Origin of the sequence: Stenotrophomonas sp. 1278 (genome assembly GCF_029892765.1) — a bacterium.
GTDB classification, from domain to species: domain Bacteria; phylum Pseudomonadota; class Gammaproteobacteria; order Xanthomonadales; family Xanthomonadaceae; genus Stenotrophomonas; species Stenotrophomonas indicatrix.
The window spans coordinates 176,337-202,139 of the sequence record NZ_JARXWD010000003.1; the positions used below are offsets into that span (position 1 = coordinate 176,337).

Annotated in this window: 31 protein-coding genes; 18 read left to right on the forward strand and 13 right to left on the reverse strand. The window is 68.1% G+C overall.

What is annotated here, in order from left to right:
* The first annotated feature begins 44 nt into the window (after positions 1–44).
* Complete coding sequence (locus M2299_RS04775; protein WP_032975895.1) at positions 45–1,070, forward strand: AI-2E family transporter; 1,026 nt, start codon at positions 45–47, stop codon at positions 1,068–1,070.
* Between the two features lie 55 nt (positions 1,071–1,125).
* The gene (locus M2299_RS04780; protein ID WP_280883967.1) at positions 1,126–2,868 is read left to right on the forward strand and encodes a GGDEF domain-containing protein; all 1,743 of its coding nucleotides are present in this window, start codon (positions 1,126–1,128) and stop codon (positions 2,866–2,868) included.
* A gap of 5 nt (positions 2,869–2,873) precedes the next feature.
* On the opposite strand, the gene M2299_RS04785 is transcribed toward M2299_RS04780, so the two are convergent.
* The 3 genes from M2299_RS04785 to M2299_RS04795 all read right to left on the reverse strand — a co-directional run bounded on the left by M2299_RS04785 (position 2,874) and on the right by M2299_RS04795 (position 5,361).
* Entirely contained in the window at positions 2,874–3,380 is a 507-nt protein-coding gene (locus M2299_RS04785) for a PaaI family thioesterase (RefSeq protein ID WP_280883968.1), read from the reverse strand.
* A 25-nt stretch (positions 3,381–3,405) separates the two neighbouring features.
* Entirely contained in the window at positions 3,406–3,849 is a 444-nt protein-coding gene (locus tag M2299_RS04790) for a hypothetical protein (RefSeq protein WP_033830584.1), read from the reverse strand.
* Between the two features lie 171 nt (positions 3,850–4,020).
* Positions 4,021–5,361 (reverse strand): retropepsin-like aspartic protease, encoded by a 1,341-nt coding sequence (locus tag M2299_RS04795; protein WP_280883969.1) that lies wholly within the window; start codon positions 5,359–5,361, stop codon positions 4,021–4,023.
* 50 nt (positions 5,362–5,411) lie between these two features.
* On the opposite strand from M2299_RS04795, the gene M2299_RS04800 reads away from it, so the two are divergent.
* The 5 genes from M2299_RS04800 (at position 5,412) to M2299_RS04820 (ending at position 7,772) form a co-directional block, all read left to right on the forward strand.
* Positions 5,412–5,930: a hypothetical protein gene (locus M2299_RS04800; RefSeq protein WP_152543169.1), complete on the forward strand. Its 519-nt coding sequence runs from the start codon at positions 5,412–5,414 to the stop codon at positions 5,928–5,930.
* A 7-nt stretch (positions 5,931–5,937) separates the two neighbouring features.
* Positions 5,938–6,165, forward strand: coding sequence for a helix-turn-helix transcriptional regulator (locus tag M2299_RS04805; protein WP_280883970.1), 228 nt, complete (start codon positions 5,938–5,940; stop codon positions 6,163–6,165).
* Positions 6,166–6,240: 75 nt separating this feature from the next.
* Positions 6,241–6,684 carry a hypothetical protein gene (locus M2299_RS04810; protein ID WP_223484853.1) on the forward strand — a complete coding sequence of 148 codons (444 nt, stop codon included), beginning with the start codon at positions 6,241–6,243 and terminating at the stop codon, positions 6,682–6,684.
* 11 nt (positions 6,685–6,695) lie between these two features.
* On the forward strand, positions 6,696–7,196 hold the full coding sequence (locus tag M2299_RS04815; protein WP_032975904.1) for a GNAT family N-acetyltransferase: 501 nt from the start codon (positions 6,696–6,698) through the stop codon (positions 7,194–7,196).
* Between the two features lie 144 nt (positions 7,197–7,340).
* Positions 7,341–7,772: a pyridoxamine 5'-phosphate oxidase family protein gene (locus tag M2299_RS04820; protein ID WP_025873924.1), complete on the forward strand. Its 432-nt coding sequence runs from the start codon at positions 7,341–7,343 to the stop codon at positions 7,770–7,772.
* Between the two features lie 42 nt (positions 7,773–7,814).
* Here M2299_RS04820 and M2299_RS04825 read toward each other — a convergent pair whose 3' ends face one another.
* The gene (locus M2299_RS04825) at positions 7,815–9,203 is read right to left on the reverse strand and encodes a DUF2867 domain-containing protein (protein WP_280883971.1); all 1,389 of its coding nucleotides are present in this window, start codon (positions 9,201–9,203) and stop codon (positions 7,815–7,817) included.
* A gap of 11 nt (positions 9,204–9,214) precedes the next feature.
* Complete coding sequence (locus tag M2299_RS04830; RefSeq protein ID WP_025873922.1) at positions 9,215–9,526, reverse strand: metalloregulator ArsR/SmtB family transcription factor; 312 nt, start codon at positions 9,524–9,526, stop codon at positions 9,215–9,217.
* A 131-nt stretch (positions 9,527–9,657) separates the two neighbouring features.
* Between M2299_RS04830 and M2299_RS04835 the strand changes: the two genes are divergently transcribed.
* The 5 genes from M2299_RS04835 (at position 9,658) to M2299_RS04855 (ending at position 13,963) form a co-directional block, all read left to right on the forward strand.
* Complete coding sequence (locus tag M2299_RS04835; RefSeq protein ID WP_280883972.1) at positions 9,658–10,251, forward strand: hypothetical protein; 594 nt, start codon at positions 9,658–9,660, stop codon at positions 10,249–10,251.
* A 186-nt stretch (positions 10,252–10,437) separates the two neighbouring features.
* Positions 10,438–10,905: a DUF2975 domain-containing protein gene (locus M2299_RS04840; protein ID WP_059063423.1), complete on the forward strand. Its 468-nt coding sequence runs from the start codon at positions 10,438–10,440 to the stop codon at positions 10,903–10,905.
* A gap of 13 nt (positions 10,906–10,918) precedes the next feature.
* Positions 10,919–11,143 (forward strand): helix-turn-helix transcriptional regulator, encoded by a 225-nt coding sequence (locus M2299_RS04845; RefSeq protein WP_025873919.1) that lies wholly within the window; start codon positions 10,919–10,921, stop codon positions 11,141–11,143.
* Between the two features lie 62 nt (positions 11,144–11,205).
* The gene (locus M2299_RS04850) at positions 11,206–12,744 is read left to right on the forward strand and encodes a TerC family protein (protein ID WP_099783194.1); all 1,539 of its coding nucleotides are present in this window, start codon (positions 11,206–11,208) and stop codon (positions 12,742–12,744) included.
* Between the two features lie 82 nt (positions 12,745–12,826).
* Complete coding sequence (locus M2299_RS04855; protein ID WP_100436584.1) at positions 12,827–13,963, forward strand: metallophosphoesterase; 1,137 nt, start codon at positions 12,827–12,829, stop codon at positions 13,961–13,963.
* A gap of 36 nt (positions 13,964–13,999) precedes the next feature.
* Here M2299_RS04855 and M2299_RS04860 read toward each other — a convergent pair whose 3' ends face one another.
* The 6 genes from M2299_RS04860 to M2299_RS04885 all read right to left on the reverse strand — a co-directional run bounded on the left by M2299_RS04860 (position 14,000) and on the right by M2299_RS04885 (position 18,297).
* Positions 14,000–14,734, reverse strand: coding sequence for an SDR family oxidoreductase (locus M2299_RS04860; protein WP_025873916.1), 735 nt, complete (start codon positions 14,732–14,734; stop codon positions 14,000–14,002).
* A 23-nt stretch (positions 14,735–14,757) separates the two neighbouring features.
* Complete coding sequence (locus M2299_RS04865; protein ID WP_280883973.1) at positions 14,758–15,396, reverse strand: ferric reductase-like transmembrane domain-containing protein; 639 nt, start codon at positions 15,394–15,396, stop codon at positions 14,758–14,760.
* 50 nt (positions 15,397–15,446) lie between these two features.
* On the reverse strand, positions 15,447–16,181 hold the full coding sequence (locus tag M2299_RS04870) for a putative DNA-binding domain-containing protein (protein ID WP_280883974.1): 735 nt from the start codon (positions 16,179–16,181) through the stop codon (positions 15,447–15,449).
* The gene (locus tag M2299_RS04875; protein ID WP_223484857.1) at positions 16,174–17,019 is read right to left on the reverse strand and encodes a DUF692 domain-containing protein; all 846 of its coding nucleotides are present in this window, start codon (positions 17,017–17,019) and stop codon (positions 16,174–16,176) included. Before M2299_RS04875 ends, M2299_RS04870 begins: the two co-directional genes overlap by 8 nt.
* A gap of 54 nt (positions 17,020–17,073) precedes the next feature.
* A complete protein-coding gene (locus M2299_RS04880) occupies positions 17,074–17,550 on the reverse strand; it encodes an EF-hand domain-containing protein (protein WP_025873912.1) in 477 nt (158 codons plus the stop codon).
* A gap of 102 nt (positions 17,551–17,652) precedes the next feature.
* Positions 17,653–18,297: a DoxX family protein gene (locus M2299_RS04885; RefSeq protein ID WP_280883975.1), complete on the reverse strand. Its 645-nt coding sequence runs from the start codon at positions 18,295–18,297 to the stop codon at positions 17,653–17,655.
* Between the two features lie 343 nt (positions 18,298–18,640).
* Here M2299_RS04885 and M2299_RS04890 point away from each other — a divergent pair, with 343 nt between their 5' ends.
* The 5 genes from M2299_RS04890 to M2299_RS04910 all read left to right on the forward strand — a co-directional run bounded on the left by M2299_RS04890 (position 18,641) and on the right by M2299_RS04910 (position 23,458).
* Positions 18,641–19,435 (forward strand): alpha/beta hydrolase, encoded by a 795-nt coding sequence (locus M2299_RS04890; RefSeq protein WP_032975918.1) that lies wholly within the window; start codon positions 18,641–18,643, stop codon positions 19,433–19,435.
* Positions 19,436–19,438: 3 nt separating this feature from the next.
* Positions 19,439–19,984 carry a redoxin family protein gene (locus M2299_RS04895; protein WP_280883976.1) on the forward strand — a complete coding sequence of 182 codons (546 nt, stop codon included), beginning with the start codon at positions 19,439–19,441 and terminating at the stop codon, positions 19,982–19,984.
* Positions 19,985–20,040: 56 nt separating this feature from the next.
* Positions 20,041–20,781 carry a response regulator gene (locus tag M2299_RS04900; protein ID WP_280883977.1) on the forward strand — a complete coding sequence of 247 codons (741 nt, stop codon included), beginning with the start codon at positions 20,041–20,043 and terminating at the stop codon, positions 20,779–20,781.
* The gene (locus M2299_RS04905; RefSeq protein ID WP_280883978.1) at positions 20,778–22,091 is read left to right on the forward strand and encodes a HAMP domain-containing sensor histidine kinase; all 1,314 of its coding nucleotides are present in this window, start codon (positions 20,778–20,780) and stop codon (positions 22,089–22,091) included. Before M2299_RS04900 ends, M2299_RS04905 begins: the two co-directional genes overlap by 4 nt.
* Before the next feature lie 92 nt (positions 22,092–22,183).
* A complete protein-coding gene (locus M2299_RS04910) occupies positions 22,184–23,458 on the forward strand; it encodes an MFS transporter (protein WP_025873906.1) in 1,275 nt (424 codons plus the stop codon).
* Positions 23,459–23,462: 4 nt separating this feature from the next.
* Here the strand turns inward: M2299_RS04910 and M2299_RS04915 are convergent, their stop codons facing one another.
* Entirely contained in the window at positions 23,463–24,410 is a 948-nt protein-coding gene (locus M2299_RS04915) for a nucleoside hydrolase (protein ID WP_032975923.1), read from the reverse strand.
* A 154-nt stretch (positions 24,411–24,564) separates the two neighbouring features.
* On the opposite strand from M2299_RS04915, the gene M2299_RS04920 reads away from it, so the two are divergent.
* Positions 24,565–24,903, forward strand: coding sequence for a hypothetical protein (locus M2299_RS04920; RefSeq protein ID WP_049466048.1), 339 nt, complete (start codon positions 24,565–24,567; stop codon positions 24,901–24,903).
* Between the two features lie 136 nt (positions 24,904–25,039).
* Here M2299_RS04920 and M2299_RS04925 read toward each other — a convergent pair whose 3' ends face one another.
* Positions 25,040–25,759: a GntR family transcriptional regulator gene (locus tag M2299_RS04925; protein ID WP_099842099.1), complete on the reverse strand. Its 720-nt coding sequence runs from the start codon at positions 25,757–25,759 to the stop codon at positions 25,040–25,042.
* Positions 25,760–25,803: the final 44 nt, after the last annotated feature.

The window sequence follows — 25,803 nt, forward strand, 5'->3', positions numbered from 1 at the left end:
ACCTCAATCCACTACCATGGGCCACCCCACCAGGATGTGCCCCGATGTCCCTCGTCATCCCGACCCTGCCCAGGCCTCCCGCCGCACGCATCGCCGCCTGGCTGATGATGCTGCTGGGCATGTGGCTGGCACTGAAGCTTGGCCTGGTGGTGACCCTGCTGTCGGGGCTGCTGGTGTTCCAGCTGACCCATGTGCTGGCCTCCACCGTCGAAGGCAAGCTGCGTCCCGGCCGGGCGCGGGCGATCGCGGTGATCGTGCTGTCGGCGGTGATCATCAGCGTGCTGGTGCTGGCCGGTATCGGCGTGGCCTCGTTCTTCCGCAACGAGACCGGTGGCCCGGATGTGCTGCTGGCGCGGTTGATGGACATCCTCAACACCTCGCGCCACCAGGTGCCGGCCCTGCTGCAGCCCTACATTCCCGAGGATCTGACGGCGCTGCGCGCCGCCGTGAACGAATGGGCCGCCGAGCACCAGCGCCAGCTGGGCGTGGCCGGCACATCGGTGGTGCAGGTGGGCGTGCGGGTGCTGATCGGCATGGTGCTGGGTGCGATGATCGCGCTGTATGACGAACTGCCGCTGCCGAAGATGGGCCCGCTGGCGCAGGAACTGATCGGCCGCACCAGCCGCCTTGCCACGGCGTTCCGCCAGGTGGTGTTCGCGCAGGTGAAGATCTCGCTGCTCAACACCGTGTTCACCGCCATCTTCCTGCTGGGCGTGCTGCCGCTGTTCGGCGTGCACCTGCCGTTGTCGAAGACGCTGGTGCTGATCACCTTCCTGGCGGGCCTGCTGCCGGTGGTGGGCAACATCATCTCCAACACCATCATCGCCATCGTCGCGCTGTCGGTGTCGTTCTACGTGGCCGTGGCTGCGCTGCTGTACCTGGTGGTGATCCACAAGCTGGAGTACTTCCTCAACGCGCGCATCGTCGGCGGCGAGATCCAGGCGCGCGCCTGGGAGCTGCTGCTGGCCATGCTGGTGATGGAGGCGGCCTTCGGCCTGCCCGGGCTGGTAGCCGCGCCGGTGTTCTACGCCTACGTGAAGCGCGAACTGGTGGACCAGCGCTGGATCTGACCCGCCTTCACCCGGGCAGAGCGCTACACTGATCCGCACGCCAGGGGATACATCGATGGGCCGCAGGGCATCGCCAAACGGACTGCAGACCTGGCTCTGGATCCTCGGTGGCCTGTTCGTGCTGTGCACGCTGCCGCTGATGGCCATCGCGCTGGTGCAGGGCACGCAGCGCTACACCGAAGCCGAGGCCAACCTGGTCAGCCTGCAGCAACTGCGGCAGACCTTCGAACTGGCCAATCTGGTGTCGGCCGAGCGGGGACCGGCCAACAGCCTGCTCGGCGCCGACAGCACCGATGTGCAGGAGCAGCGCCGACTGGCCGCGCAGTTGGCGGTCGCACGGCAGCGGGTGGACGCAGCGACGCAGCACCTGCAGAGCGTGTTCCAGAACGACCCGCGGGTGGTGGACGAAACACCGCGCCTGCACGAAGCGCGGCGCCGGTTGCAGACTGCGCGCGCCGCGGTCGACCGGGTGGCCGCGCTGCCAAGAGGCGAGCGCTCGGCAGAGGAGGTGGAGCACGCGATCAACAACATGTTCGCGGTGTATGACCGGCTGCAGGTGCTGACCTCGGTGCAGATCAGCGATCTGGTCGCGGCTGATCGCGAAGCCGCGATTCCTGCCATGCAGGGGCAGATCCTGATCGACCTGCGCGAGCACGGTGGCCGCTTGGCATCCAACGTGATGGCGCCGCTGGCCGTGCCCGGCGCGTGGCGGGAGCCGCAGGTACGCGCTGCGCAGCAGACCGAGGGCCGCCTGTTGGAGCTGTGGCGATTGGCGGCCAGCCACGAATCGGTGTTCCGCAGCGAGCCGGCGCTGTCCCTGCACTGGGACATGGCGCGCCGGCAGTTCTTCGGCCAGTCGCTGCCGATGGTGGAACAGCTGATCGACGATGGCCGGCGCGGCGTACCGCCCCCCTGGACGGCGGCCGAGTTCACCGCGCGCTACGTACCCACCCTGCAATCGCTGGAAGCGCTGCGTGATGGCTACCTCGGCGTTTCGATCGCGCGCTTCCAGCACACCCGCAACAAGGAAGCGGTACGCCTGGCCGTGCTGGGCGCCACCGTGCTGGGTACGCTGCTGCTGCTTGCGCTGGCACTGCGCATCGCCCACGTGCAGATCCTGCGGCCGTTGCTGCAGGCGCAGGCGCAGGTGATCCAGATCGCCTCGGAAACGCCGGGTGCAGAGCAGCATGCCACCCACCCGATGGCGGAAATGCAGCGCCTGTTCGATGCCATCGAGGTACTGCGGGCGAAGTCGCACCAGCGCTCGGCATTGACCCGTGAGCTGCGCGAGCTGGCCGATACCGATCAGCTGACCGGCCTGTTGAACCGGCGCTCGCTGGAGGAAAGGGTACGACAGCGGCGTGCCGAGGGAAGCACGCAGGCGGTGGTGATTCTGCTGGACGTGGACCATTTCAAGGCGATCAACGATGGCCAGGGGCACGCGGCCGGCGATGACGTGCTGGTGCAGGTGGCGCAGTTGCTGCGCAGCCATCTGCGCCGCAACGACAGCATCGCCCGTTACGGCGGCGAGGAATTCCTGGTGCTGCTGGCCGATGGTGATCTGGCCAGTGGCCGGCGGTTGGCCGAGTCGCTGCGGGTGGCATTGCGTGCGCAGGACATCGTGCTGGGCAGCCGTGACATCCTGCGGGTCACGGCCAGCTTCGGTGTTGCCCAGGGCGCGCTTGATCCGATTGGCTGGCACGCGCTGGTGCGCGCCGCCGACGCCGCCATGTACGAGGCCAAGGCGCTGGGCCGCGACCGGGTGCAGGTGGCGGGCAGCGGACGCGCCGCGCGCTGAGCGGGTCAGCCATTGTCCGCCTGCGCCCTGCGCAGGATGTGGCCGACCATGTGCCGGGCCACGGTGCTGGGCACCGGCAGTCCGCGCCAGCGCATCGCCCCCACGCGGAACGTGGCGCTGGCCGTGGCCAGCAAGCGGCCGCTGGGCGAGATCAGGCGCCCGCGGGTGAAGATGATGCTGCCCTTGCTGTGCTCGATCTGCCCCCAGCCGATGATGCGCCCGGGACGGGCGGGACTGACGAAACTGGTCTTCGATTCGACCGTTACCGCCAACCGGTTGGGCGGCAGCGTTGCGTAGATCGCCGGACCCATGCAGTCATCCAGCATCGCCGACAGGAAGCCGCCCTGGATATTGCCCATCGGGTTGGTCAGGGCGGTGCTGGCATCGAACTCGACATTGATCTGGTCCTGTGCGGGATCGTGGCTGATGAAACGCCACCCCAGCAACAGGCCGGCCTTGGACGGAGGAAGGTCGCCGTTGATCACGCTGTACAGCAGGGACTGGGGATTCATGCGGGAAACCTCGGTGTGGGGGAGGTCAGGCAGGTTGCAGCAGCGACAGCAGGGCCAGCAGGAATCCGATGCAGCACAGCGCGACCACGGCCGCACCGGCAGAGACCGGCGTCCTGGCACCCGTGCGCTTTCGCACGCCGGATGCGACCGCGACCGGTGGCAACGTGGCCAGCAGACAGAACAGCTGGAAGGCGACCAGCTGTGGCAGCGCGAAGTGACCACCGAAAAAGATCAGCCAGGCCAGCATCACCCCTGCGCCGGCCAGCGCGATCCAGCCCGCGCCGACCACCTTGATCAATGCCATCAGCAGCACCTGCATGCGCGGTGGGACGCCGCCCCAGGCCAGCCCGACCGCTTCACCGTGGTAGGGCATGAACTCCGAGCGTTTCAGGTAGGCCGCCGCGAACAGCGCGACGATGAAAAAGGCCAGCAGGTAGCTGCCGAACGCGAGCGAGGCGAACAGGTCCATGTGCCATCCATGCCGATGCCGAGAGGGAGCCGATGGCCAGGGCAGGCGCTGCATCCCCTGGCTGGCACATGGCCGTGCGATTCTTGAACGGCGCCCTGTTAGCCGCGTGTCGCGCCGATCACGGCCCTTTCTGCATCCGGAATTAACGCGCGCAGCGTGTTGCGTGCTGCATCACAACGGTGTTGTGACCGACGTTGCGGCTTCACGCGTGCTGATGCCTTCCAGCTCCAGCCGCATGTGATCGAAATCGAGGGTCCAGGCCGGGAAGGCGGCCAGTACATCCCAGCCGAGCACACACTGGTTGCGCACGCTCACCTCGGTTGGATCCTGCAGGGTGACCGCCAGCGACGGCAGCATCGCGCGCTGCCCGCCGATCTGCACCGTCACCTGTGGCCACTGTGCCACTGCGCGTTCGCTGCTGCCGCCGGCGCCGGCCAGGCGCTGGCGCGTTACCGCCAGGTCCTTCAGCACCTGCGGATGTGCGCGGGCGAAATGGGCCGACAGGGACGAGCTGCTGGCGCCGCTGTCCAGGTGCATGGGCACCTCGATGCCGCCGATGCGTGCGTCGACGAACAGATCGCTGCCCGCCAGCGCCAGGTTGCGGGGCAGGTCGGCCGCGCCGGCACCCGGTTGCGGTTGCAGCTGGCCATCGCCGCCGAAGCGGATCCGGCCCATCGCGCGCAGCACCGGGAAGCCGATGATCGCGTCGATGTGGTAGCCGCCGGGCACCGGCATGTCCAGCTGTGCATCGTCCAACACCAGGAACACCACATTGCGCAGGTCCAGCCCGGCCAACTGCAGGCGGTCGGCGATGGCCACGCGGGTGGCCACGGTGCGCCGGCTCGAACTGCCCACCGCGGCCTCGTCGCCGATCTGCAGGCCGAGCCGTTGCGCAGTGCTGGCCGAGATCACCGACAGATTGGCGCCGGTATCGAGCACCGATTCCTGCGCACGGCCGTTGATGAGCACCGATGCGCGCGGCAGGCCGACCTTGTCGCGCGCGAATGCCGTGGGCGCAGGCGTGAACTGCTGCACGCGCTGCGGCGGCGCGCTTGCCAGTGCAGCGGCCAGTGTCGCCAGGGTCTGGCTGCCCTCCACTGCATCGCGGTCGGCAGGGCAGCGTGCGAGCACGTGCAGGGATGCCTGCGCCGCGGCTGCGGCGCGTGCGTAGTCGGCCGCAGCGAAAGCCGCATCGGCGATGACCCGCTGCGCCAGCGCGGTATCGCAGGTGCCACCGCCGCGCTGGGCAATGAAGGCCTCGGCCAGGCTGATCGCCTGCCGCTCATGCAGTTGCGCCGCTGCCTGCCGTGCCTGTGCCAGCAACGGCCACGGCGCGGGCAGCACGGCCGTGGCATCGGCCAACGCAGACAGGTTGCCGTCGGCCGCCTCCCGCAGGCGCTCCCGCGCATCATCGGCGGAGAGCGGGCCCGCCCAGCAGGGCAGGGACAGCAGCAGGCAGAGCGCTGCCACCGACATGGCGCGGGCGCGCGGCAGCTTGGAATGTGCAGTCATCCGAAGTATCCTGTAGATGGATAAAAACTTTCTGTAAAACAGAAATTACTATGCGTGAATCAGAAAAATCAAGGCGTCTCGTCCAGGCCGCGCGCCGGCTGCGCTGGGTGGCGTGGGCCGGCGTGCTGATAGCGCCGCTGTTGACCGCGGCAGCGCTGGCCAATACGTGGCTGGGCAGCACCGCGCCGGTGCAGGCGGAAATGGATGCGGGTGGGTTGCCGCTGGCCTGGGCCGGTACGCTGGCGCTGGCGCAGGCGGCACTGGTGGCCGCAGCGTTGTGGCAGCTGGCGCAGCTGTTGGGCCAGGTCCGCATCGAGCGCCTCTTCCCCCTGCAGGGCAGCCGCCGCTTCGGCCGTTTTGCCGGTCTGCTGCTGCTGGCGGTGCTGGTCAACGGCGTGCTGGCGCCGCTGCTGGGCGCACTGCTGTCGGCCAGCGCGCACGGCCAGCTGCGCCTGTCCATCGATGGTGCCGACCTGCTGGCCGTGCTGGTGACCCTGGTACTGTGGCTGGTAGCCCGCTTCCTCGATGCCGCAGCGCGGTACGAGGACGACCATCATTCGATCATCTGAGGCGCCGATGGGAAGCATCGTCATCCGCCTCGATGTCATGCTGGCGCTGCGCAAGGTGCGCTCGCGCGAGCTGGCGCAGCATGTGGGCATCACCGAATCGAACCTGTCGCTGCTCAAGTCCGGGCGCGTGCGCGGCGTGCGCTTCGACACGCTGGCGCGGATCTGCGAGTACCTGCAGTGTCAGCCCGGAGACCTGCTGGTCTACGACCCGGACGCCGAGGGCGATGAAGGATGAGCGCGCGGCGCATGTTCATCGGTGGCGCACGCGCTGCTGTCTAGACTGGCCATTCGCCCGTCCCAGGAGTACGCCATGACCCTGCGTTCCGTTGTGACTGCCACGCTGCTGGCGGGCCTGTTCGCTGGCTGCGCCAGCAGCACACCGCGGCCCGATCCGGGCGCCGATGCGCCACGTCATCCGTCGATTGCCGCTGATGCCAGCCCGGTGCCCGCCTTCACCGGCGGGGGCGCCGGCTGGTCCATCGAGATCGCCTCCACCGGCAAGGGCAACCACGATGCCACGCTCACCGTTGCTGGCCGCAGCAGCGCTGGAACGCTGCGCTACCTCGGCCAGCCGGCCGGTGCGCCCAGTTCGTTGACGGTACTCAACGGTGAGCTGGGCACGCAGCCCACCATCGTCGAGATCAAGCGCGAGCCCTGCCGCAACGCCGAAGGCGTGGATACATCGGCCAGCGTGCGGGTGACTGTCGAGGGCCAACCACAACGCCGCGGCTGCGGCTTCCTGGCCGTGTACTGACTGGCACACGCATGATCCACATCCCAGTGCTGGAGACACCGCGCCTGCGCCTGCGCGCGCAATGCCTGGACGACTTCCCGGTGTATGCCGCGTTCCTGGCCTCGCCCCGTGCGCGCGGCATGGGCGGGCCGTTCGCTGAGGTCGCCGCGTGGGGGCAGTTCTGCCACGACCTGGCCAGCTGGCATCTGTTCGGCCACGGCGCGTTGATGATCGAGCGCCGCGACACGGGCGAGTGCATCGGCCAGGTCGGCATCAACCATGGCCCGCTGTTTCCGGAACAGGAACTGGGCTGGTTGCTGTATGCCGGGCAGGAAGGGCAGGGTTTCGCCAGCGAGGCGGCGGCGGCGCTGCGTGATTGGGCGTTCGTGGTGCGCGGATTGCCGACGCTGGTGAGCTACATGGCAGCGGACAACCACGCCTCGCAGGCAGTGGCGGTCCGCCTCGGCGGCGTGTTGGACGCGCAGGCGGTGCGCAGCGATCCGGATGACCTGGTGTTCCGCTATCCGCGCTGATGAGTGACGGTCACCGCGGCGCGGGCGCGCTGCATGCGGGAATGCCAACTACGGCCACTGCGTGAAGAAGGCGCCAGCAGCCATCCACGCATCGGTCACCGCGTCGAGCAGACGCTGGACACCCATCTGTTGAAGGAACTGCCCATGACCACGCTCACCCTTCCCGAACTGGCCAAGAAAATGGCCGGCATCGATTTCACCATGCTGCAGACCCATGCCGGCGGCCAGATCGCTGGCCGCCCGATGAGCAACAACGGCGATGTGGACTACGACGGCGACAGCTGGTTCTTCACCATGGAAAACACCGATATGGTGCGCGAGATCAGTGCCGACCCGAACGTGGCGCTGGGCCTGACCGGCAGCAAGTCGCTGCTGGGCAAGCCACCGCTGTTCGTGCACGTGCAGGGCAGGGCGGCGCTGATCCGCGATCGCGCCACGATGGCCCAGCATTGGGTGAAGGACCTGGAGCGGTGGTTCGAGCAGGGCGTGGATACGCCGGGTCTGGTGCTGATCCACGTACACGCCAGCCGCATCCATTACTGGGATGGCGAGGACGAAGGCGAGATCGTGGTCTGATCGCGGGGGCCGCCCAGGGCCCCTGCACATTGCTGCCCCAGCTCAGGAATGCGCAGGCGCGCCGGACCACGCGGCCAGTTCCGGTGCCAGCGCATGTTCAACGGCGCGGCGCAGCAGTGCCGGGGCCACGTAACGACGATGCGCGCTGTCGATCATGGCCATGTAGAAGCGGCCAAACGCATTGAGCGTCTGCACGCGCGAGCCCAGGCTGATCTGGACCTGGCCGTCCTCGCAGAACTGCACGCGCACGCTGCTGCGGAAGCGGAGATGGCGGTCGTCTGCGCCGAGCAGCACTTCGGCACACCGGTCTTCCGCATCTACTTGGGCATCCAGCACCGGGAAACGTCCGCCGAACACGCGGCTGCGATCGGTGGACAGCAGCGACGACACCGGGCAGCCCAGCGGCGAGGTGCGCAGACGCAGTGGTGCAACCAGACGATTGCGCAGGGCCATCAAGCGGCCGACGCCCGCCGGCGGGTTGCGCAGGAACCCGTCCAGTATGTCGGCCAGCAGGGCGGAGGCCGATCGATGGCGGGTCTGCCCGCCGTGCAGGGTCAGCGTGGTCGTGTCGTTGTAGTGACCGTGCGGCAGGGCGCTGGCGAGCATTCCCGCTGGAGGCGACGACGCGCTGCTGCAGACCGGGTACGCCGGCGTCGCCCGCTCCACGAATCCGCGCAGTGGCTCCAGGCTGAAGCGACGCAGCGGCCCCAGCAACGTGCGCGTCTGCACGCACAGGCGTGCGCGCAGGCTGGGCGCCGCCGCCTGCAGTGACAGTTGCAGCAACGGCGTGGCGGCAAGTGTGGTTGCGCTGGGCCAGTGCGCTGCTGGCAGCACGTCGGTCAGGCTGGGAATGTCCGCGGCGTTTGCCTGTGCCAGTGCGCGCGCCTGCGCGCTCATTGCCCCGGCCAGTTCATTGCTGTGGCACGAGAGCGCGAACAGGGCAGGGTGGGCAGGACTGTTCGAGGCGAACTGGTGCCAGGTGCCACCACCAAAGCGCACGGTGAACAGGCAATCGGGCGGGATGCGGACACGACGCAGCGACCGCAGGAAGTGCGAGGGATCGTCCGCCAGCTGCTGATCGGATGCGCTGGCAAACCGCAGCTCGGCACCGGCACTGCCGGCGATGGCGGTGAACATGCGCGGCCCGGCATGGCGGTGGAAGGGATGGCCGCCGGCACCCACCACGAAGCTGTACAGCGATGACGGATCGCCGTGCTGCAGGTGCATGCCACCCAGCCGTGCCGAGGGCTCGTCCAGCGCATCGATGAAGGCCGGGTGGTGGCGCTGGCGCTGGCTGGCATCGCTTACCAGCGCATCGCCGGCACCGATGCCGAGCTGCGCGATCAGGGTGACTTCCACCGGGCCGCCACCGTCGTGTGCCGGAAGCTGGATACTCGGGAACGAACGGCTGGTGCGGGTCGAACCGGGCATCGCAGTGCTCCTCAGCGGGCGGGTGTCTTGCGGCGTGCGCGCGCTTCGCGCTTCAGCGGGCCGCCGACCGGACAGACTTCGGCGGCCCAGGAAAACAGTGTGTTGGCCAGGCGGTCGGGCACCTGCCGGAAGTACACGAACTGGCCGCGCTTCTCGCGTTCGATCAGGCCGGCGTCTTCCAGGATGCGCAGGTGGCTGGAGAGTGCCGGCTTGCTGAAATCGAAGCGCTCGGCCAGCTCGCCGGCGCTGAGTTCGCCGGCGCTGAGGTAGGCCAGGATCTGCCGGCGTGCGGTGGAGGCCAGGGCTTCGAAGATGCGGTCCATGGTTGCAGTTAACTAATTCGTTAACTGATGTTCCCCCTGGTGGCAGGTGATGTCAAGCGCGGGGGGGGCCGTTGCGTACTGCCTCCCGGCTTTGTCATCCTCCCCGCTGTTTTCCGTTCCGTGGAGTTCCGATGCGCCCTGCGCCCTGGCTGATCGCTGGCCTGCTGCTGCCGATCGTGGTGATGGCCCAGCCTGCGCGTGCGCCGAAGGTACCGGCGCAGGATCCCTTCAGCGAACTCTTCGACACTGCCTGCATGCAGCACATCGGCGCGCCGGCGCGGCTGCAGTCGCTGATGGATGCCAATGGCCTGACGCCGCTGCAGCCGGCCGAGGCCGCTACGCTGCTGCAGGGCCAGCCGGGCATGGCATGGATGGTGCCGTTGGCCAGTGGCCGCTACGCGGTCAGCTGGGCCGATGATGGCACCTGCACCGTGTATGCCGAGAAGGCCGACCCGGCGGTAGTGCAGAAGGGCTTCGCGCGGCTGATGCAGGCCGCACCGAAGCCGCTGCAGATCCGCTCGCTGCCATCGCGCGGTCCATTGTCCGGCGACCAGGTGGCGATCCAGTACGGTTGGGCAACGCCGGGCGAAAGCAAGCTGCGCGTGCGCTTCCGGCTGGTCACCCGGCAGGCCGCCGAGGCCGGGGTGCAGGCGATGGCCTCGGCCACGCCGGGCGAAGCGATGCGCGAACAGGCCGCGCCGCCTGCACCGGCACCCGCCCGGTAGCGCTGCCGGAGTACACGCGATTCAGCCAACAGCCCGGGGATGTGATATATCGTTTATCGATAAATCCACCCCGGGGCGGCAGGGCCGCTCCACATCGGAGGCTGCTTGACCGCTCGTCCCGCCCGCGCCCTTCCTGCGCGCGGCTTGTTCACCCTGGCCCAGACCGCCGTGCAAGCGGTGCGCGCGATGTGCTGGCTGGGCATCCTGGCCGCGCTGCTGGCGGTGCCGCTGGTGGCCTACGACCGCAGCTGGCTGCTGGACAGCGTGCACGACGCGCAGGCCGCGGCCATGCACGGTTCGCATCTGTTCCTGCATTTCTGCGTGGGCCTGGCCGCCATCGTCGCGCTGCTGGTGTTGTGCCTGGTGTTCCTGCGCCACCTGGCGCGGCTGCTGCGTTCTGCGGCCAACGAACGCCCCTTCACCCATGCCAATGCCGTACGCCTGCAACGCATGGCCTGGCTGATGCTGGCGATGGAGGTGCTGTCCATCGTGATCGGTCTGTATGCCAGCTGGATGGGGCCGGACTTTGCGTGGATGGAAGTTGGCGGTGGCATGTCGATCACCGGCCTGGTGGCCGTGCTGATGCTGTTCGTGCTGGCGCGGGTGTTCACCGTTGGCGCAGCGATGCGCGACGATCTGGACGGTGTGATTTGATGGGCATGATCTGATGGCGATCGTCATCACCCTCGACCGCATGCTGCAGCAGCGCGGCATGACCTTGTCCGAGCTGGCCGGGCGCATCGACATCACCCTGGCCAACCTGTCGATCCTGAAGACCGGCAAGGCACGCGCAATCCGCTTTTCCACCCTCGATGCGATCTGCCGCGAACTGCAATGCAGCCCTGGCGACCTGCTCGGGCATGACCCTGCGCAGGCGCAGGATGCGGATTGAGCCTGGCCGCGCCGCACGCCTGCACCGCACCACTTTTCCCTTACTGACGAAACGGACCTGAAATGGAATGGTTGGCTGACCCCTCGATATGGATGGGCCTTGCAACCCTGGTCGTGCTGGAGATCGTTCTCGGCATCGACAACCTGGTGTTCATCGCGATCCTGGCCGACAAGCTGCCGCCGCACCAGCGCGACCGCGCGCGGGTGATCGGCCTGGCATTGGCGCTGCTGATGCGGCTGGTGCTGCTGGCTGCGTTGGCCTGGATCATGAAACTGACCGAACCACTGGTCACGCTGCTGGAGCACAGCTTCTCCGGCCGCGATCTGATCCTGCTCGGCGGCGGCCTGTTCCTGCTGTTCAAGGGCACCATGGAGCTGCACGAGCGGCTTGAAGGCCGCGAGCATCACGAGGACGGCAAGAAGGTCTATGCCAGCTTTGCGATGGTGGTGGCGCAGATCGTGGTGCTCGATGCGGTGTTCTCGCTGGATTCGGTGATCACCGCGGTCGGCATGGTCGACAACCTCGGCGTGATGTATGCGGCGGTGACCATCGCGATGGCGCTGATGCTGCTGGCCAGCAAGCCGCTGACCCGCTTCGTCAACAAGCACCCGACCGTGGTGGTGCTGTGCCTGGGCTTCCTGCTGATGATCGGTTTCAGCCTGGTGGCCGAGGGCCTGGGCTACAGGATTCCGAAGGGGTACCTGTACGCGGCCATCGCGTTCTCGATCCTGGTGGAAGCGTTCAACCAGTGGATACGTTTCAACCGCGAGCGCAACGAGCAGCGCCAGCCGTTCCGCCAGCGTACTGCCGATGCCGTGCTGCGGCTGCTGGGTGCGCGCCAGGCCAATGGCCACGATGAAGATGAAACCGATGAGCGCGGCAGCACCGAAGAACGCCTGCAGCCCGCCGAGCACGAGATGATCCGCAGTGTGCTGGGCCTGGCCGACCGTCCGGTATCGAGCGTGATGACGGTGCGTGCCGACGTGCAGTGGATCGACATGGCGCGTGGTCACGACGATGTGGTCGCGCGCCTGGTGGCGTCGCCGCATACGCGGATGCTGGTGGGCGAGGGCGACCTGGACAGCCTGCGTGGCGTGGTGCAGAGCCGTGACCTGCTGGCCGACCTGCTGCAGGGCAAGCCACTGCAACTGGAAGGCAACCTGCGCGAGCCGCAGTACGTGCTGTCCAGCGCCAGTGCGTTGCAGGCCCTGGAGCTGATCCGCCAGCACCCGGTGCCGTTGGCGGTGGCGGTGGACGAGTACGGCAGCGTGGAAGGCCTGGTAACGGCCAACGACCTGCTGGCGGCGATCGCCGGTGATCTGGCCGATACCCAGGACGAGCGCTATGGCGTGGTTGCACAGGGCGAGGACTGCTGGGACGCCGACGGCGCGCTGACCCTGGACGACCTGCAGCGGCTGGCCGGCGTGTCGCTGCCGCGCAGCGCGGACTACATGACCATTTCCGGGCTGGTGCTGGAGCAACTGGGACGCCTGCCCGACATCGGCGACACGCTGGAGGTGGCCGGTATCCGCATCACCGTGCTGGCGATGGAGAAGCGGCGCATCACGCGGTTGCGGGTGGAACGCCTGCCAGAAGCGTGACGATGTCGGGGCTGGGCCCATGCCCGGCTCTATCCATTGCCATCTTCTGCCGTCACCATGGCGGGCCTGTTCGCCGTTCTGGATTGTCGTAGTGCTGAGTACGATTGGTTTTCTGATGGGCCTGTATGTGGCCTGGCGCCTGTTCTGGCCGCTGCGCCTGCCTGTCTGGTCGAAGGTGGTGCTGTCGGTGCTGCTGGTGGGCATTGCCGTGCAGCTGCGCATCGTCGCCAGCTTCTGGGGCACGATGGCCTCCCCGGAAATTCCGAAGATGGCCATTGCCACGCTGGCCACCGGTTCCACCGCCGTGCTGCTCCTGGCCCTGGCGTTGCTGGTGCTGGACGCGGGCCTGTTGGCCGCGCGCCTGCTGCGCGCCCCGCGCGCCCTTTGCGTACTGCGCAGCAAGGCGCTGCGCCCGACTGCCGCGGTGCTGGCGCTGCTGCTCAGTGCCTTCGGTGTCAGCCAGGGCATGGCCGTACCCAAGCCACGGCAGATCGAGGTGGCCATCAGCGGCCTGCCGCAGGCCTTCGATGGCTACCGTGTGCTGCAGCTCACCGACATCCATGCCAGTCGCCTGCTGACCGGCGACTGGGTGCGCCAGGTCGTGGCTGCAAGCAACGCACTGCAACCGGATCTGGTGGTGATCACCGGCGACCTGATCGACGGCAGCGTGCAGGCGCGCCGCAACGATTACACCCCACTGGCGGACCTGCGTGCGCCGGACGGGGTGATCGCCATTACCGGCAACCACGAGTACTACGCGCAGTACAGCGAATGGATGCAGGCGTTCCGCGCGCTGCACATGCAGGTGCTGGAAAACAGCCACACCCAGGTGCGCCGTGGTGAGGCAGCACTGACCATCGCCGGTGTCACCGACCCGGTAGCCGCACGCTATGGCCTGCCGCTGCCCGACCTGGAGGCCGCCCTGGCCGGTGCCGACCCCAGCGCACCGGTGATCCTGCTCGACCATCGGCCACGCAATGCACGCGAGGCCGCTGCACGCGGGGTGAAGCTGCAGCTGTCCGGGCACACCCATGGCGGACAGATCATCGGCATGGACCAGCTGGTGAAGCGCGCCAACGGCGGCTTCGTCTCCGGTCGCTACGCGGTGGATGGCATGACGCTGTACGTGAGCAACGGTGCCGGCCTGTGGGCCGGGTTCCCGGCCCGCATCGGCGTACCGTCGGAGATTACGATGATCACCCTGCGCCGGGCGCCGTGATGCGGTGGGGTGTGGGATGGGGGATCGTGCAACGGCTCAGAGGATGAAGCCTCCATCGATGGTCAGGCTGCTGCCTGTCATGTAGCCCGCTTCCGGCCCCGCTACCCAACTGGCCAATGACGCGATCTCGGCAGGCTGGGCAATGCGGCCCAGGGGTACCCGCGCAGCAAGCTTTTCATCCAGCCCGGCGGTGATGTCGGTCGCAGTCGGGCCGGGTTGCAGGTTGTTGATGGTGATGCCGCTGGGGGCCAGCTCCAGCGCCAGCTCGCGCACCAGAGCGGCCACCGCCGCCTTGCTCATCGCATACAGGCTGCTGCCGGGCGAACCACTGCGCACGGCAGTGTTGCTGCCGATGGTGATGATGCGGCCACCGCCGGACAGATGCGGCAGGGCCGCCTGGATGGCCAGCACCACGCCACGTATGTTCACCGCCAGCAGCTGGTCCAGCGTAGGCAGATCCACGCTGTCGATCGGTGTATGCCGGTACAGGCCGGCATTGACCACCAGCACATCCAACCCACCGAAGGCCTGGGCAGCGGCGGCCACGGCCCGGCGCAACGCATCGGCATCGCTGCTGTCAGCCTGGAAGGCGAGCGCGCGGCCACCGTGCGCGCGGATGGCATCAAGCGATGCCTGCGCCCCATCGGGGCGCGAGACGTGGGTGATGGCGACGTCATGGCCATCAACGGCCAAGCGTTGCGCAATGGCCGCACCGATACCGCGTGAGCCGCCGATGACCAGTGCACGGCGGCGAGAGGAAGAGACTGTCATGTTCAAACTCCGGTTTGGGATGATCAGGCCGCTGGCAGGGAAGGACGGGCGTGGGCGCTGCGGCGCAGCGACTGAGCACGTTTGGCGATCCAGCGGACCACGAAGGCGGTGAACAGCAGTGCCGAAGGCACCGAATACCAGAAGTTCGTGGGTACACGTTTGAAGTACGAATAGGTGAACACCGCCGCGATGACCCACATGCCGGTGACGTGCAGTCGCCGCCAGGCGGTTGGGCCCATGCGCCGGGCGATGCTCCGGTGCGAGGTGATGGCCAGCGCCAGGATGGCCACGTAACCCATCGTTCCGGGAAGATTGGCAAGGGCGGAGCGCGCTGGCCAGAACGCCGGATTGAGGATGCCGAACGCGGTGATGGCGAAGGCATGCAGCAGGTGCGAGAACGCAAACGACAGGCCGATGATGCGGCGTTCGCGCATCAGGAAGCGGGTGGTCGGCCCGGGCAGCAGGGTGGCAAATGACGATGCCGTAAACGCGGCCAGGAACAGCAGGAATGACGTGCGGGCAGTGACCCGGATCGCTGCGCGGCTGCCCTCGGCCAGATCCGGTTGCAGAGCGAAGGCTGCCAGCGCAAAGGCGATCAGGACTGCGGCGATGGCCACGAACAGGCGCCAGCCATGCAGCAAGGAAGTGTTGGAAACAGCCATGGTCAGACCTCGAATCAGATAAAGGTAGTGCCGGCCGCTGGCCGGCAATCTCAGAACCCGGTCAGCGCGACCAGCACGCCGGCCGCGCACAGTTCGCCCAGCAAGGGCGCGGCCACCACGCGCAGTGCATCGGTGGCCACGCCATGCGCCTCAGCCAGCGCCTGCCTGGCGTCGTCCACGCGCGCACCGTCATTGCCAAATGCCGACAACAGCGCATATGCAAGCGGTGCCAGTTCCTCGACCTGCAGGCGGTCGTCCGCCATGCGACGCAGCAGCAGAAGCGTCGGCTCGCTGGCGGGCGCATCGTCCAACCCGGCGTCCTCATGCACCGGCCACTGGTAGCCCAGTACCCGCACCAGCGGCGACAGCGCCAGCACGTCGCTGCCCGCAGGCATGGAGTGCAACGAATGCCCGGCATCACGCGCTTCGATGTGCAGTGCCTGCTGCGTGCTCTCGTAGTGCGCCAGTTCCGCCGCCCAGCCGGGCAGCGCGAACGTGTCCTGCGCCGCCAGCCAGGCAGCGAACTCGCTGGCGATCTGCGGGAACAGCGGGGTGTGGCAGTCGTGGTACGCATAGTAGTGCTCGACCAGGCCACGCCAGCGCGCTTCGCCCAGTTGTTGATGCAGGCGCGGCAGGCTGCCGGCCAGCAGGTTGTCCAGGCTGTCGATGCACAGGCGGCGGTAGATCGCCAGCCGCCATGCCGCGATGCCATCGGGTGCGGGCATCGAGGGATCGCGCACATGGTCGGCCCAGCGCCGCTGCAACGTGGCCAGGGACTCAGCCATGGGCCACCTCCGGCAACTCGGCGTCGGCCTGGGCCCTGCGGATCTGTTGCACTTCAGCCAGCAGTTCGGCCAGCGGCGGGAAATTGAAGTCGCGCTCCAGCAGGGTGGGGCGCACGCCGACGTGCGCATAGGCCTGGCGCAGCAGGGCCCAGACCACACCCTTCACCGGCGCGCCGTGGGTGTCGACCTTGAAGCCGTCGTCCTCGTCGAAGTGGCCAGCCACATGCAGGGAGGCCACGCGGTGGGCCGGCACGCGGCGCAGGAAATCGAAGGCGTCGTAGCCATTGTTGCAGGCGTTGACGAAGACATTGTTGACGTCCAGCAGCAGGTCGCAGTCGGCTTCGGCAAGCACGGCAGTGATGAACTCGATCTCGCTCATGTCGGCAGCGGGCACTGCGTAGTAGGAGATGTTTTCCACCGCGATACGACGCCCCAGGCTGTCCTGCACCTGGGCGATGCGACCGGCAACGTGGCGTACGGCCTCGGCGGTGAACGGCAGCGGCAGCAGGTCATAGAGGTGGCCCCCGGCGGCGCAGTAACTCAGATGTTCGCTGTACAGCTGTACCTGGTGCAGGTCGAGAAAAGCGCGGGTCTGTTGCAGCAGCGTGCGGTCCAGTGGGTCCGGGCCACCCAGCGACAGCGAAAGACCGTGGCAGGTCAGGCGGTGGCGCTCGCTCAGCTGGCGCAGCGCGGCACCGTGTGCACCGCCGACGCCGATCCAGTTGTCCGGCGAGCATTCGAGGAAGTCGATGGCATCGGCCGGCATCGCCAGCAGTTCATCGATCAGGCCTCGGCGCAGGCCGAGGCCCGCACTGGCGGTAGGCAAAGGCAGGGACATGGTGGGTACTCCGGGATGAGGTGCCGCCACGAGGGCGGCACCGGGTGCGGGCAATCAGTCGGCAACGCGCGAGAACAGGCCCTTCGGCATCGGCTTGCCATTGGCGGTATAGACGCTGCGCAGGTAGTCGTGCGCTTCCTGCTCGCTGATGTAACCGTCGTGGTCGGTGTCGATGCGGTCGAATTCGGCGGCACGTTTGGCGGCCACGGCATTGAACTCGGCACGCGACACCTTTCCGTCGTGGTCACGGTCGGTCCGGGCAAACGAGGCGTCGCCGCACTTGCCTTCGCCGCACTGGCCCTCGGCTACCTTGGCCTTTCCGGCGGGCTTGCTGGTGGTGGCCTTGTTGGCGCCGCACTTGCCTTCACCGCACTTGCCTTCGGCGGCGGCGCTCATGGCCACGGCACTGATCGCCAGCGGCTGGATCGCGGCAGCCTGGCCGGCCAGCAGCAGGCCGCCGGCCAGGGCGATGCCGATGGCGCCGATGCGCGGCAGACGGGAAGCAGAGGTGTTATTGGTCGAGACGGACATGGTGATGACTCCTTGGGATGTGCACGCAGGGCGTGCGGGATGGACGCCGCTGGAAGGCGACGGAATGCGATGCGAGGAAGGGTGGGAAAGGGCGGAAGCGGATCAGGCGCTGCGGCGGCGGCGCAGTACATGGGCCAGCAACAGCGCGGCGCCGAGCAGGGCACCGCCGAAGCCGACGCCGGGCAGTAGTGCGGCGACCGGCAGCAGCAGCGCGATCAGGCTGCTGCCCCAGCCGAGGCCGTCATCGTCTGCGGCGGCGTGTTGCGGGCCGGCAAGCAGACGGTCCAGGCTGAGTGATCCAGCACCGTTGAGGATCAGCGGCAGCAGCATGGCCAGGAACAGCAGCGGCAGCTTGAAGTTGCCGTAGCCCTGGTCGGTGATCGCATAGCCCCGCCAGAGTTCATCCAGACCGTTCCACTGGTCGGGCCAGTGCACGGCGGCGATGGCCACGATGGTGAGCACCCAGAAGATGTACGCCACCGAGCGCGTGGCCAGGCCCAGCAGCAGCATCACCGCGCCCACCAGTTCCAGCCAGGTGGCCAGCTGCCAGTTGAGCGAGGCGGGCAGGGTGGAGAAGGGGAACGGGAACCGGCCTTCCAGATCGGCGAACCAGTTCTGGCCGCCCAGCTTCTCGCGGCCGGATTCAAAGAATTCCCAGGCGAGCAGGGCGCGCAGGGCCAGCGGCGAAAGCCAGCGGCCGACGGCATCCAGGCGTGGGGTGTAGAGGGAGGAGGCGGTGCTGATCATGGGTGTGTCCTGCGGGCCGGTGGTCGATGCAGGCCATTTCGGGCCACGCAGGTATCGGCAACGTGTGCCGATGCCCGGGGTTTTGTCAGCGACTGTGGCTGCGGCAGGGGTTTCGTACAGTTGGATACAAAGACGCCGCATCGGGGGCGCATCGGCGCGTTGCGCGCCCGCGTGCGGGGAGCGATATGCACCCGATGGCGCCGGGGCATGCCCAGCGGCCGAATGTATCCCACTGTAGGAACCCGCCGCCGCCCTACAGTCCGGTACAACTCGGCATCACAGCGAAACAGCAGCGATACACCGGCACGCGGAAATGGCCACTCCCAACACCGGAGTGCCACCCATGATCCGCACCACCCTGCTTGCCGCTGCCCTGGCCCTGGCCGGCGCCGCCACCCCCGCCTTCGCCGTGCAGGCCGATGCCGGCGCGCCGCCCACCATCATCCTGGTGCATGGCGCCTTCGCCGATGGCTCCAGCTGGAACAAGGTCATCGGCACCCTGCATGCCTGGAAGCTGCCGGCGGTGGCGGTACAGAATCCGCTCACCTCGCTGGCCGATGACGTTGCCGCTACCCGTCGCGCGATCGCTGCCGCGCCCGGCAAGGTGGTGCTGGTCGGCCACAGCTGGGGCGGCACGGTCATCACCGAAGCGGGCGACGATCCCAAGGTGCAGGCGCTGGTCTACGTGGCCGCGTTCGCACCGGATGTCGGCCAGTCCTCCGCGCAGCAGGGCGAAGGCTTCCCGGTTGGCCCCGGGCTGACCCGCCTGCAGGAGAAAGACGGTTACCTGACCCTGCCGGCCGATGCCATCGCCCAGGATTTCGCACCCGACGTGATGAAGAAGGCCGCCGCCCTGCTGTACAGCACGCAGGTGCCGTTGAAGGCCAGTGCGCTGGGTGAGGCCGTGACCACGGCGGCATGGCGCAGCAAGCCGAGCTGGTACGTGGTCAGCCGCGATGACCGCATGCTCTCGCCGCAGCTGCAGGTCGCCACCGCGCAGCGCATTGGCGCGCAGCTGCAGTCGATCGGCAGCAGCCATGTCTCGCTGCTCTCGCACCCCGCGCAGGTGGCCGACAGCATCCTGGAAGCTGCCGGTGTGAAGCCGGCCGAGCTGCCGCTGGCCGAGCAGGGGGGCTGAGCAATGGCCACGCGTCGTGCCTATACCGTGCCGCTGCTGCTGTCCCTGCTCGGCGCCGTTGCGCTGCTGCTTGCGTGGCCAAGCCCCGAAGCCGGTGCACAGACTGCCGAGGCCGCACCCGCTGCGGGATTCAGCGGCGGTGGGCCATGGCACAACAGCCCGCCGCTGACCCTGCAGCAGCTGCGCGGGCAGGTGGTGCTGGTCGAATTCTGGACCTACACCTGCAGCAACTGCCTCAACGTGGCGCCGTACGTTCACCAGTGGCATCGCCGATACGCGGAACAGGGCCTGCACGTGATCGGCGTGCACACCCCCGAATTCGCGTATGAAGGGCTGCCGGGAAACGTGCGCCGTGCGATCCACCGGCTGGATATCACCTGGCCGGTGGTGCAGGACAACCAGTACCGGATCTGGAACGCGTGGGGTAACCGTTTCTGGCCCGCGCTGTACCTGATCGACCGGCAGGGGCGGGTGGTCTACCGGCACTACGGTGAAGGCGACTATGCGCGTACTGAAAGCGAGATCCAGCGCCTGCTGGCCAGCCCCTGAGCCGCGCTACCATGGCCGCGCCGCGCGGTTTCGCCCCTGCCTCGATAGAGAATACGATGAACCACGTACCGCACATCCTTGTCGTCGACGATGACAGCGACATCCGCCAGATGCTGGCCGACTACCTGCAGCGCAACGGCCTGCGCGTCAGCCAGGCCGATGGTGGCCGCGCGATGCGCGCGCTGATGGACACCCATGCGGTGGACCTGGTGGTGCTGGATGTGATGATGCCCGGCGAGGATGGCTTGAGCCTGTGCCGCAACCTGCGGGCCGGCAAGCACCGCGCCGTGCCGGTGGTGCTGCTGACCGCCCGCGATGATGAGACCGACCGCATCATCGGCCTGGAAATGGGCGCCGATGATTACGTGACCAAACCGTTCTCCTCGCGCGAACTGCTGGCACGCATCAACGCGGTGATCCGCCGCACGCAGATGCTGCCGCCGAACCTGCAGGTGAGTGAAGCCGGCCGCCAGCTGGCCTTCGGCGAATGGCGCCTGGATACCACCGCCCGCCACCTGCTGGACGCGCAGGACACCGCCTATCCGCTCAGCGGCGCCGAGTTCCGGCTGCTGCGCGCGTTCCTTGACCACGCCAACCGTGTGCTCAGCCGCGACCAGCTGCTCAGCCTCACCCAGGGCCGCGATGCGGAGCTGTTCGACCGCTCGATCGACCTGCTGGTCAGCCGCGTGCGCCAGCGCCTGGGCGACGATGCGCGTGAGCCGACCTACATCAAGACCGTGCGCAGCGAAGGCTATGTGTTCAGCGTGCCGGTGCAGTTGCTGGGGCCGGAGGAATGAACGCCGCGGCGCGCCGCCTGCCGTGGCCGCGCACGCTGTCGGCGCGGCTGCTGCTGTTGCTGCTGGGTGGGCTGACTCTGGCCCATGCGCTGTCGTTCGGCCTGCTGTTCTACGAGCGCTACCAGTCCACCCGCAGCATGATGCTGCGCAACCTCGACGAGGACGTAGCCGTGAGCGTGGCCTTGCTGGAGCGCTTGCCCGCCAGCGAGCGCGAAGCGTGGGTGCCGCGTCTGGAACGGCGAACCTACCGCTATCTGCTGCGCCCGGCCGCGGCCGGCCCTGCGCCGGAGACTGATCGTGCGCGGCAGGTCACCAGCATCATCGATGACAGTCTGCGGCATCGATATCCGCTGCAGGCGCGGCAGGTCTCGCGTATGCCCGAGCGCTTCGAAGTGGAGCTGCGCCTGCACGACGGCACGCCGCTGACCATCGAGGTCACACCGTCCGGCCTGCCACTGGCACGCTGGTTACCGCTGGTGCTGATGGCGCAGCTGGCGCTGCTGTTGCTGTGCGCATGGTTGGCGGTGCGGCTGGCGATGCGGCCGTTGGCACAGCTGTCGCACGCGATGGAGCACCTGCAGCCCGGCCAGGACGGGCCGGCGCTGCCTGAAGGCGGTCCCGCGGAGGTAGGCACCGCAGCAACGGCACTCAACGCACTGCAGGCCCGCATCCGGGGTCATGTCAGTGAACGTCTGCAGATCCTGGCGGCGATCTCGCACGATCTGCAGACGCCGATCACGCGGATGAAGCTGCGGGTGGAAACGCTGCCTGAAGACGCCACCCAGCAACGGCTGCTGGCCGATCTGGACCATCTGGGACAGCTGGTACGCGAAGGCGTGGCGTACGCGCGCAGCAGCCATGTGGCCAGTGGTGAACCGGTGGCAATGGATCTGGCGGCATTCCTGTCCAGCGTGGTCGGCGATTACCAGGACGTGGGCAAGCCAGTCAGTGGTGGCGCCCCGAGCGGCCTGATCGTGCAGACGTGGCCGCAACCACTGCGGCGGGTGGTCGGCAATCTGGTCGACAACGCTTTGCGCTATGCCGGGAGCGCGGAGATTGATGCCGGTCGCGACGAGGTGGGCAGGGTGTGGATTCGGATTTCCGATCGTGGCCCCGGTATTCCCGAAGACCAGCTGCAGGCGGTATTGGCGCCCTTCCATCGGCTGGAGAGCTCACGCAACCGGGATACCGGCGGTACCGGGCTCGGTCTGGCCATCGCCGTGCAGCTGGCGCAATCGCTCGGTGGTTCTCTACGGCTGCACAATCGCGAGGGCGGCGGTTTGCAGGCGCTGTTGCAGTTGCCGGCCTGAAGTCTGGCGGGGCAGGCCATCCACGCATGGCGTGGATCTACTGCATCGTCACCGCCTTCATGACACGCTGCGGCCATGAAGGAAAGCACGCAATGACCGCAGGACGGCAGCGCTCGATGTGGGTGGCCGGCCTGTCCACGGTGGTGGAGTGGTACGACTTCACCTTGTACCTGTACTTTGCCACGGTGCTGTCGCGGGTGTTCTTCGGCGGTGGCGAAGAGGCGATGCTGGTCACCCTGGCCGGCTTCGCGGTGTCCTACCTGATGCGTCCGCTCGGTGCGCTGTGCTTCGGCCACCTGGGTGACCGGCTCGGTCGGCGCTGGATGCTGCTGGCCTCGATGGCACTGATGGCCGCGGCCATGCTGGCCACCGCGTTGCTGCCGACCGCGGCCACCGCCGGTGCGACTGCTGGCGTGCTGTTGCTGATCCTGCGCTGCGTGATGGCCTTCTCCGTGGGCGGCGAATACACAGGCGTGGTCGCCTATCTTCTGGAAAGCGCGCCGGCGCGACGACGTGGCCTGGTCACCTCGCTGGCCTCGGCGGCCAGCGAAGTGGGCGCGTTGCTGGCAGTGGCCATCTCCGCGCTCACCGTGGCCCTGCTGCCTGCGCCGCAGCTGGACAGCTGGGGCTGGCGGATCCCGTTCTTGTTCGGCGCGGCGCTGGCACTGGTGATCCTGATCGCGCGTTCGGGCATGCACGAATCGCCGGAGTTCGAACGGCAGCGGCGCGAAGGCAGCATTCCGGCTACGCCGCTGCGGCACGTGCTGCGCAACCATCCTGGTGCGGTGGCGCGCACGTTCGCGATTTCCGCACTGGGTTCGATCACCTACTACGTGGGCATTACGTATGTGCCGGCGTTCCTGCACGCGCAGGGACACGATGAAGGTGATGCGCTGTGGCTGTCGACGATTGCGGCGGTGGCGGTGATCGCGATCACCCCGCTGTGCGGCGCGTTGTCCGATCGCTTCGGGCGGCGACCGCTGCTGCTGGGGCTGACGGTGCTGGCGGCGCTGCTGCCGCTGTCGATGTTCGGCTGGATGGCCTCTGCTGCGCCGTTGGGCATCGTGCTGGCAGCGGTGAGCCTGGCCTGTGTGGCCGGCGGTATCAGTGCGGTGGCGGCACCGGCTACGGCCGAGCAGTTCCCCGGCGAGGGCCGGGTCAGTGGGCTGGCGCTGGGGGTGACCATGGCCACCGCAGTGTTCGGCGGGGCGACGCCGTGGTTGGCGCAATGGTGGGTGGAACGCAGCGGTTGGGCGGCGGCGCCGGGGGCGATGATCGCGCTGGTGGCGGTGCTGGTGCTGCCGGTGCTGTGGACGCTGCCGGAGACCGTGCCGAAGACCCGCCCCGTGTCCCGGGGCGGGCAGTGAGCGCTTAGACCTTCAGGGTCTGCTCGATGTCGGCCAGCACCGCGGCCGCATCCACGCCGATGGCGATGGACTGCAGGACATGGCCGTCCCACACGCTGGGGCCGAAGCCCATGCCTTCCGGCTTGGGAATGGTCATGCCACGGGCGACGCCGTCGGTGGCCACGCGCACGCTGGCGCGCTCGAACTGGAACAGCTCCGGGCGGGTCAGGGCGATGCAGGCGCAGCAGTCGTGCACGACCATGCCCTTGTGGCCGGCCTGCAGATAGAAGTCGACGTAGTCCTGCGACAGGGCGCGCACCAGTTCGGCATCGGCGCCGCCGATCGCGGCCAGCTTGTCCAGGCCGTCGCGGTTCATCTCGACGCGGGTGGTCACGTCCAGGCCGATCGCGGTGACCGGCCAGTGGGCGGTGAACACGATGTCGGCCGCTTCCGCGTCGCCCCAGATGTTGGCCTCGGCCGCCGGGGTGATGTTGCCGTTGACGTGGAACGCACCGCCCATCAGTACCACGCCACGCACCAGGCCGGCGATGTCCGGGGCCTGCTGCAGGGCCAGCGCCAGGTTGGTCATGCGGCCGACCGCCACCAGGGTCACTTCGCCCGGATGGGCGCGCACCAGGTCGATGATCAGCTGGTGCGCGGGACGGCTGTCGGCGGTTGCGTCCAGCGCTTCCGGCACCGGGTGGTTGCCCAGGCCGTTGTGGCCATGGATGTGCACCGGCCAGGCTTCCGGGGTGGCTTCGGGCTGCAGCGGGCCGTCGGCGCCGCGCGCGACCGGTGCGGACAGGCCCCAGGCCTGCTTCAGGTACAGCGCGTTGTGGGTGGTCGACTCCACCGAGGCATTGCCGAAGGTGGTGGTGACGCCGATCAGGTCGATCTGCGGGTGCTTGTGCAGGTACAGCAGCGCCAGCGCGTCGTCGACGCCCGGGTCGGTATCGAAAATGACTTTCAGCATGTTGTTGTTCTTCTTCTTCCGTCTGGTGCAGGGGGGCCGGCGGCCCCGAGGGCAGGCCGGCGCGCCCCACATTGTCCCATCTTCATGACAGGCAGGGCGAACCGGCGGCGGTGGTATCGTCTGCGGGCCCGAACCCGTCGCAAGGAGCTGCGCCATGCTGGCTGTGACCCTCGTCCTGATTGCCCTGGTGCTGGGGCTGAACCTGGTGGCCAGTTTCGTGGTGCTGGGCCGCGATGACCTTCCCGCCAGCAGCCGCGCCGGGCAGCTGCTGGTGGTGTGGCTGCTGCCACTGGTCGGCGCGATCGTGTGCATGGCGATGGCCACCGCCGATGGTTCGCCCGCGCGCGCCGATGGCAGCAGCGGTGGACCGGCTGATTTCTCCGGGGGCTATTCCGGAGACAGCAACAGCCACCACAGCTACAGCAGTTCCGACTGCAGCAGTGGCGACAGCGGTGGGGGCGGAGACGGCGGCAGCTGCGGCGGCGGCGATTGAGGAGAGATTCCAGGTTGCCGGCCAGCGGCCGGCACTACCCGGACGTGACCTATCGAGGTTGCCGGCCAGCGGCCGGCACTAACGTGACCGGGCCTCGCCGGGGTAGTGCCGGCCGCTGGCCGGCAATCCCATGAGCTCAGCTTCCGCCTTCGGTCGGCAACGGCGCAGGCACGTTCAACAATCCGCCGCTGGCCACATACGCAGCCAAGGCCTGGCCCTGGCTGAGCAGGTGGCGTTCCATCGTGCGTTCGGCGGCTGCAGCATCGCGCTGACGGAAGCAGTCCATCAGTTCGCGGTGTTCGGCCAGCGACTGCGCGGTGCGGCCCGGCGCCAGCAGCTGGCGGCCGCGATGCATCTTCAGGATGCGGTGCAGGTCGTGGGTGATGCGGATCAGCCACGGGTTGCCGGCGTAATGCTGCACTGTCTCGTGGATGAGGTAGTTGTTGCGGTAGTACTCGGCGATGTTGCCCTCGGTGGCGGCCGCTTCCATCGCCGCGTGCAGGTCCTCCAGCTGCTGCACGCCTGCGTCATCGATGTGCTTGACCGCTTCATGCGCACATCGGCCTTCCAGCATCGCCATCACCGGGAACAGCTGGTTGAGGTCTTCCAGGGTCAGCCGGGTTACCCGTGCGCCGCGGCCGGCATCGATCTGCACCAGGCCTTCGGCGGCGAGCAGCTTCAACGCTTCGCGCAGGGGCGTACGGCTGATGGCCAGTTCCTCGCACAGCGCCGGCTCGTCGATCCACTCGCCCGGCGGCAGGCGGTAGTCGTAGATCCGCTCGCGCACGTGTTCTGCCACCTCCTCATACAGAGGGGCGCGCTTCTTCGGAGGACGCGGAGCGGGAGCGATGGTCATGCGGAAAGTGTAACGCCAGGTAGTGCCGGCCGCTGGCCGGCAAC

Excerpts from the sequence above, each read along its gene's own strand:
- M2299_RS04775 (WP_032975895.1), top strand. The coding sequence starts at position 45 with ATGTCCCTCGTCATCCCGACCCTGCCCAGGCCTCCCGCCGCACGCATC.
- M2299_RS04780 (WP_280883967.1), top strand. The coding sequence starts at position 1,126 with ATGGGCCGCAGGGCATCGCCAAACGGACTGCAGACCTGGCTCTGGATC.
- M2299_RS04785 (WP_280883968.1), bottom strand. The coding sequence starts at position 3,380 with ATGAATCCCCAGTCCCTGCTGTACAGCGTGATCAACGGCGACCTTCCT.
- M2299_RS04790 (WP_033830584.1), bottom strand. The coding sequence starts at position 3,849 with ATGGACCTGTTCGCCTCGCTCGCGTTCGGCAGCTACCTGCTGGCCTTT.
- M2299_RS04795 (WP_280883969.1), bottom strand. The coding sequence starts at position 5,361 with ATGACTGCACATTCCAAGCTGCCGCGCGCCCGCGCCATGTCGGTGGCA.
- M2299_RS04800 (WP_152543169.1), top strand. The coding sequence starts at position 5,412 with ATGCGTGAATCAGAAAAATCAAGGCGTCTCGTCCAGGCCGCGCGCCGG.
- M2299_RS04805 (WP_280883970.1), top strand. The coding sequence starts at position 5,938 with ATGGGAAGCATCGTCATCCGCCTCGATGTCATGCTGGCGCTGCGCAAG.
- M2299_RS04810 (WP_223484853.1), top strand. The coding sequence starts at position 6,241 with ATGACCCTGCGTTCCGTTGTGACTGCCACGCTGCTGGCGGGCCTGTTC.
- M2299_RS04815 (WP_032975904.1), top strand. The coding sequence starts at position 6,696 with ATGATCCACATCCCAGTGCTGGAGACACCGCGCCTGCGCCTGCGCGCG.
- M2299_RS04820 (WP_025873924.1), top strand. The coding sequence starts at position 7,341 with ATGACCACGCTCACCCTTCCCGAACTGGCCAAGAAAATGGCCGGCATC.
- M2299_RS04825 (WP_280883971.1), bottom strand. The coding sequence starts at position 9,203 with ATGCCCGGTTCGACCCGCACCAGCCGTTCGTTCCCGAGTATCCAGCTT.
- M2299_RS04830 (WP_025873922.1), bottom strand. The coding sequence starts at position 9,526 with ATGGACCGCATCTTCGAAGCCCTGGCCTCCACCGCACGCCGGCAGATC.
- M2299_RS04835 (WP_280883972.1), top strand. The coding sequence starts at position 9,658 with ATGCGCCCTGCGCCCTGGCTGATCGCTGGCCTGCTGCTGCCGATCGTG.
- M2299_RS04840 (WP_059063423.1), top strand. The coding sequence starts at position 10,438 with ATGTGCTGGCTGGGCATCCTGGCCGCGCTGCTGGCGGTGCCGCTGGTG.
- M2299_RS04845 (WP_025873919.1), top strand. The coding sequence starts at position 10,919 with ATGGCGATCGTCATCACCCTCGACCGCATGCTGCAGCAGCGCGGCATG.
- M2299_RS04850 (WP_099783194.1), top strand. The coding sequence starts at position 11,206 with ATGGAATGGTTGGCTGACCCCTCGATATGGATGGGCCTTGCAACCCTG.
- M2299_RS04860 (WP_025873916.1), bottom strand. The coding sequence starts at position 14,734 with ATGACAGTCTCTTCCTCTCGCCGCCGTGCACTGGTCATCGGCGGCTCA.
- M2299_RS04865 (WP_280883973.1), bottom strand. The coding sequence starts at position 15,396 with ATGGCTGTTTCCAACACTTCCTTGCTGCATGGCTGGCGCCTGTTCGTG.
- M2299_RS04870 (WP_280883974.1), bottom strand. The coding sequence starts at position 16,181 with ATGGCTGAGTCCCTGGCCACGTTGCAGCGGCGCTGGGCCGACCATGTG.
- M2299_RS04875 (WP_223484857.1), bottom strand. The coding sequence starts at position 17,019 with ATGTCCCTGCCTTTGCCTACCGCCAGTGCGGGCCTCGGCCTGCGCCGA.
- M2299_RS04880 (WP_025873912.1), bottom strand. The coding sequence starts at position 17,550 with ATGTCCGTCTCGACCAATAACACCTCTGCTTCCCGTCTGCCGCGCATC.
- M2299_RS04885 (WP_280883975.1), bottom strand. The coding sequence starts at position 18,297 with ATGATCAGCACCGCCTCCTCCCTCTACACCCCACGCCTGGATGCCGTC.
- M2299_RS04890 (WP_032975918.1), top strand. The coding sequence starts at position 18,641 with ATGATCCGCACCACCCTGCTTGCCGCTGCCCTGGCCCTGGCCGGCGCC.
- M2299_RS04895 (WP_280883976.1), top strand. The coding sequence starts at position 19,439 with ATGGCCACGCGTCGTGCCTATACCGTGCCGCTGCTGCTGTCCCTGCTC.
- M2299_RS04900 (WP_280883977.1), top strand. The coding sequence starts at position 20,041 with ATGAACCACGTACCGCACATCCTTGTCGTCGACGATGACAGCGACATC.
- M2299_RS04905 (WP_280883978.1), top strand. The coding sequence starts at position 20,778 with ATGAACGCCGCGGCGCGCCGCCTGCCGTGGCCGCGCACGCTGTCGGCG.
- M2299_RS04910 (WP_025873906.1), top strand. The coding sequence starts at position 22,184 with ATGACCGCAGGACGGCAGCGCTCGATGTGGGTGGCCGGCCTGTCCACG.
- M2299_RS04915 (WP_032975923.1), bottom strand. The coding sequence starts at position 24,410 with ATGCTGAAAGTCATTTTCGATACCGACCCGGGCGTCGACGACGCGCTG.
- M2299_RS04920 (WP_049466048.1), top strand. The coding sequence starts at position 24,565 with ATGCTGGCTGTGACCCTCGTCCTGATTGCCCTGGTGCTGGGGCTGAAC.
- M2299_RS04925 (WP_099842099.1), bottom strand. The coding sequence starts at position 25,759 with ATGACCATCGCTCCCGCTCCGCGTCCTCCGAAGAAGCGCGCCCCTCTG.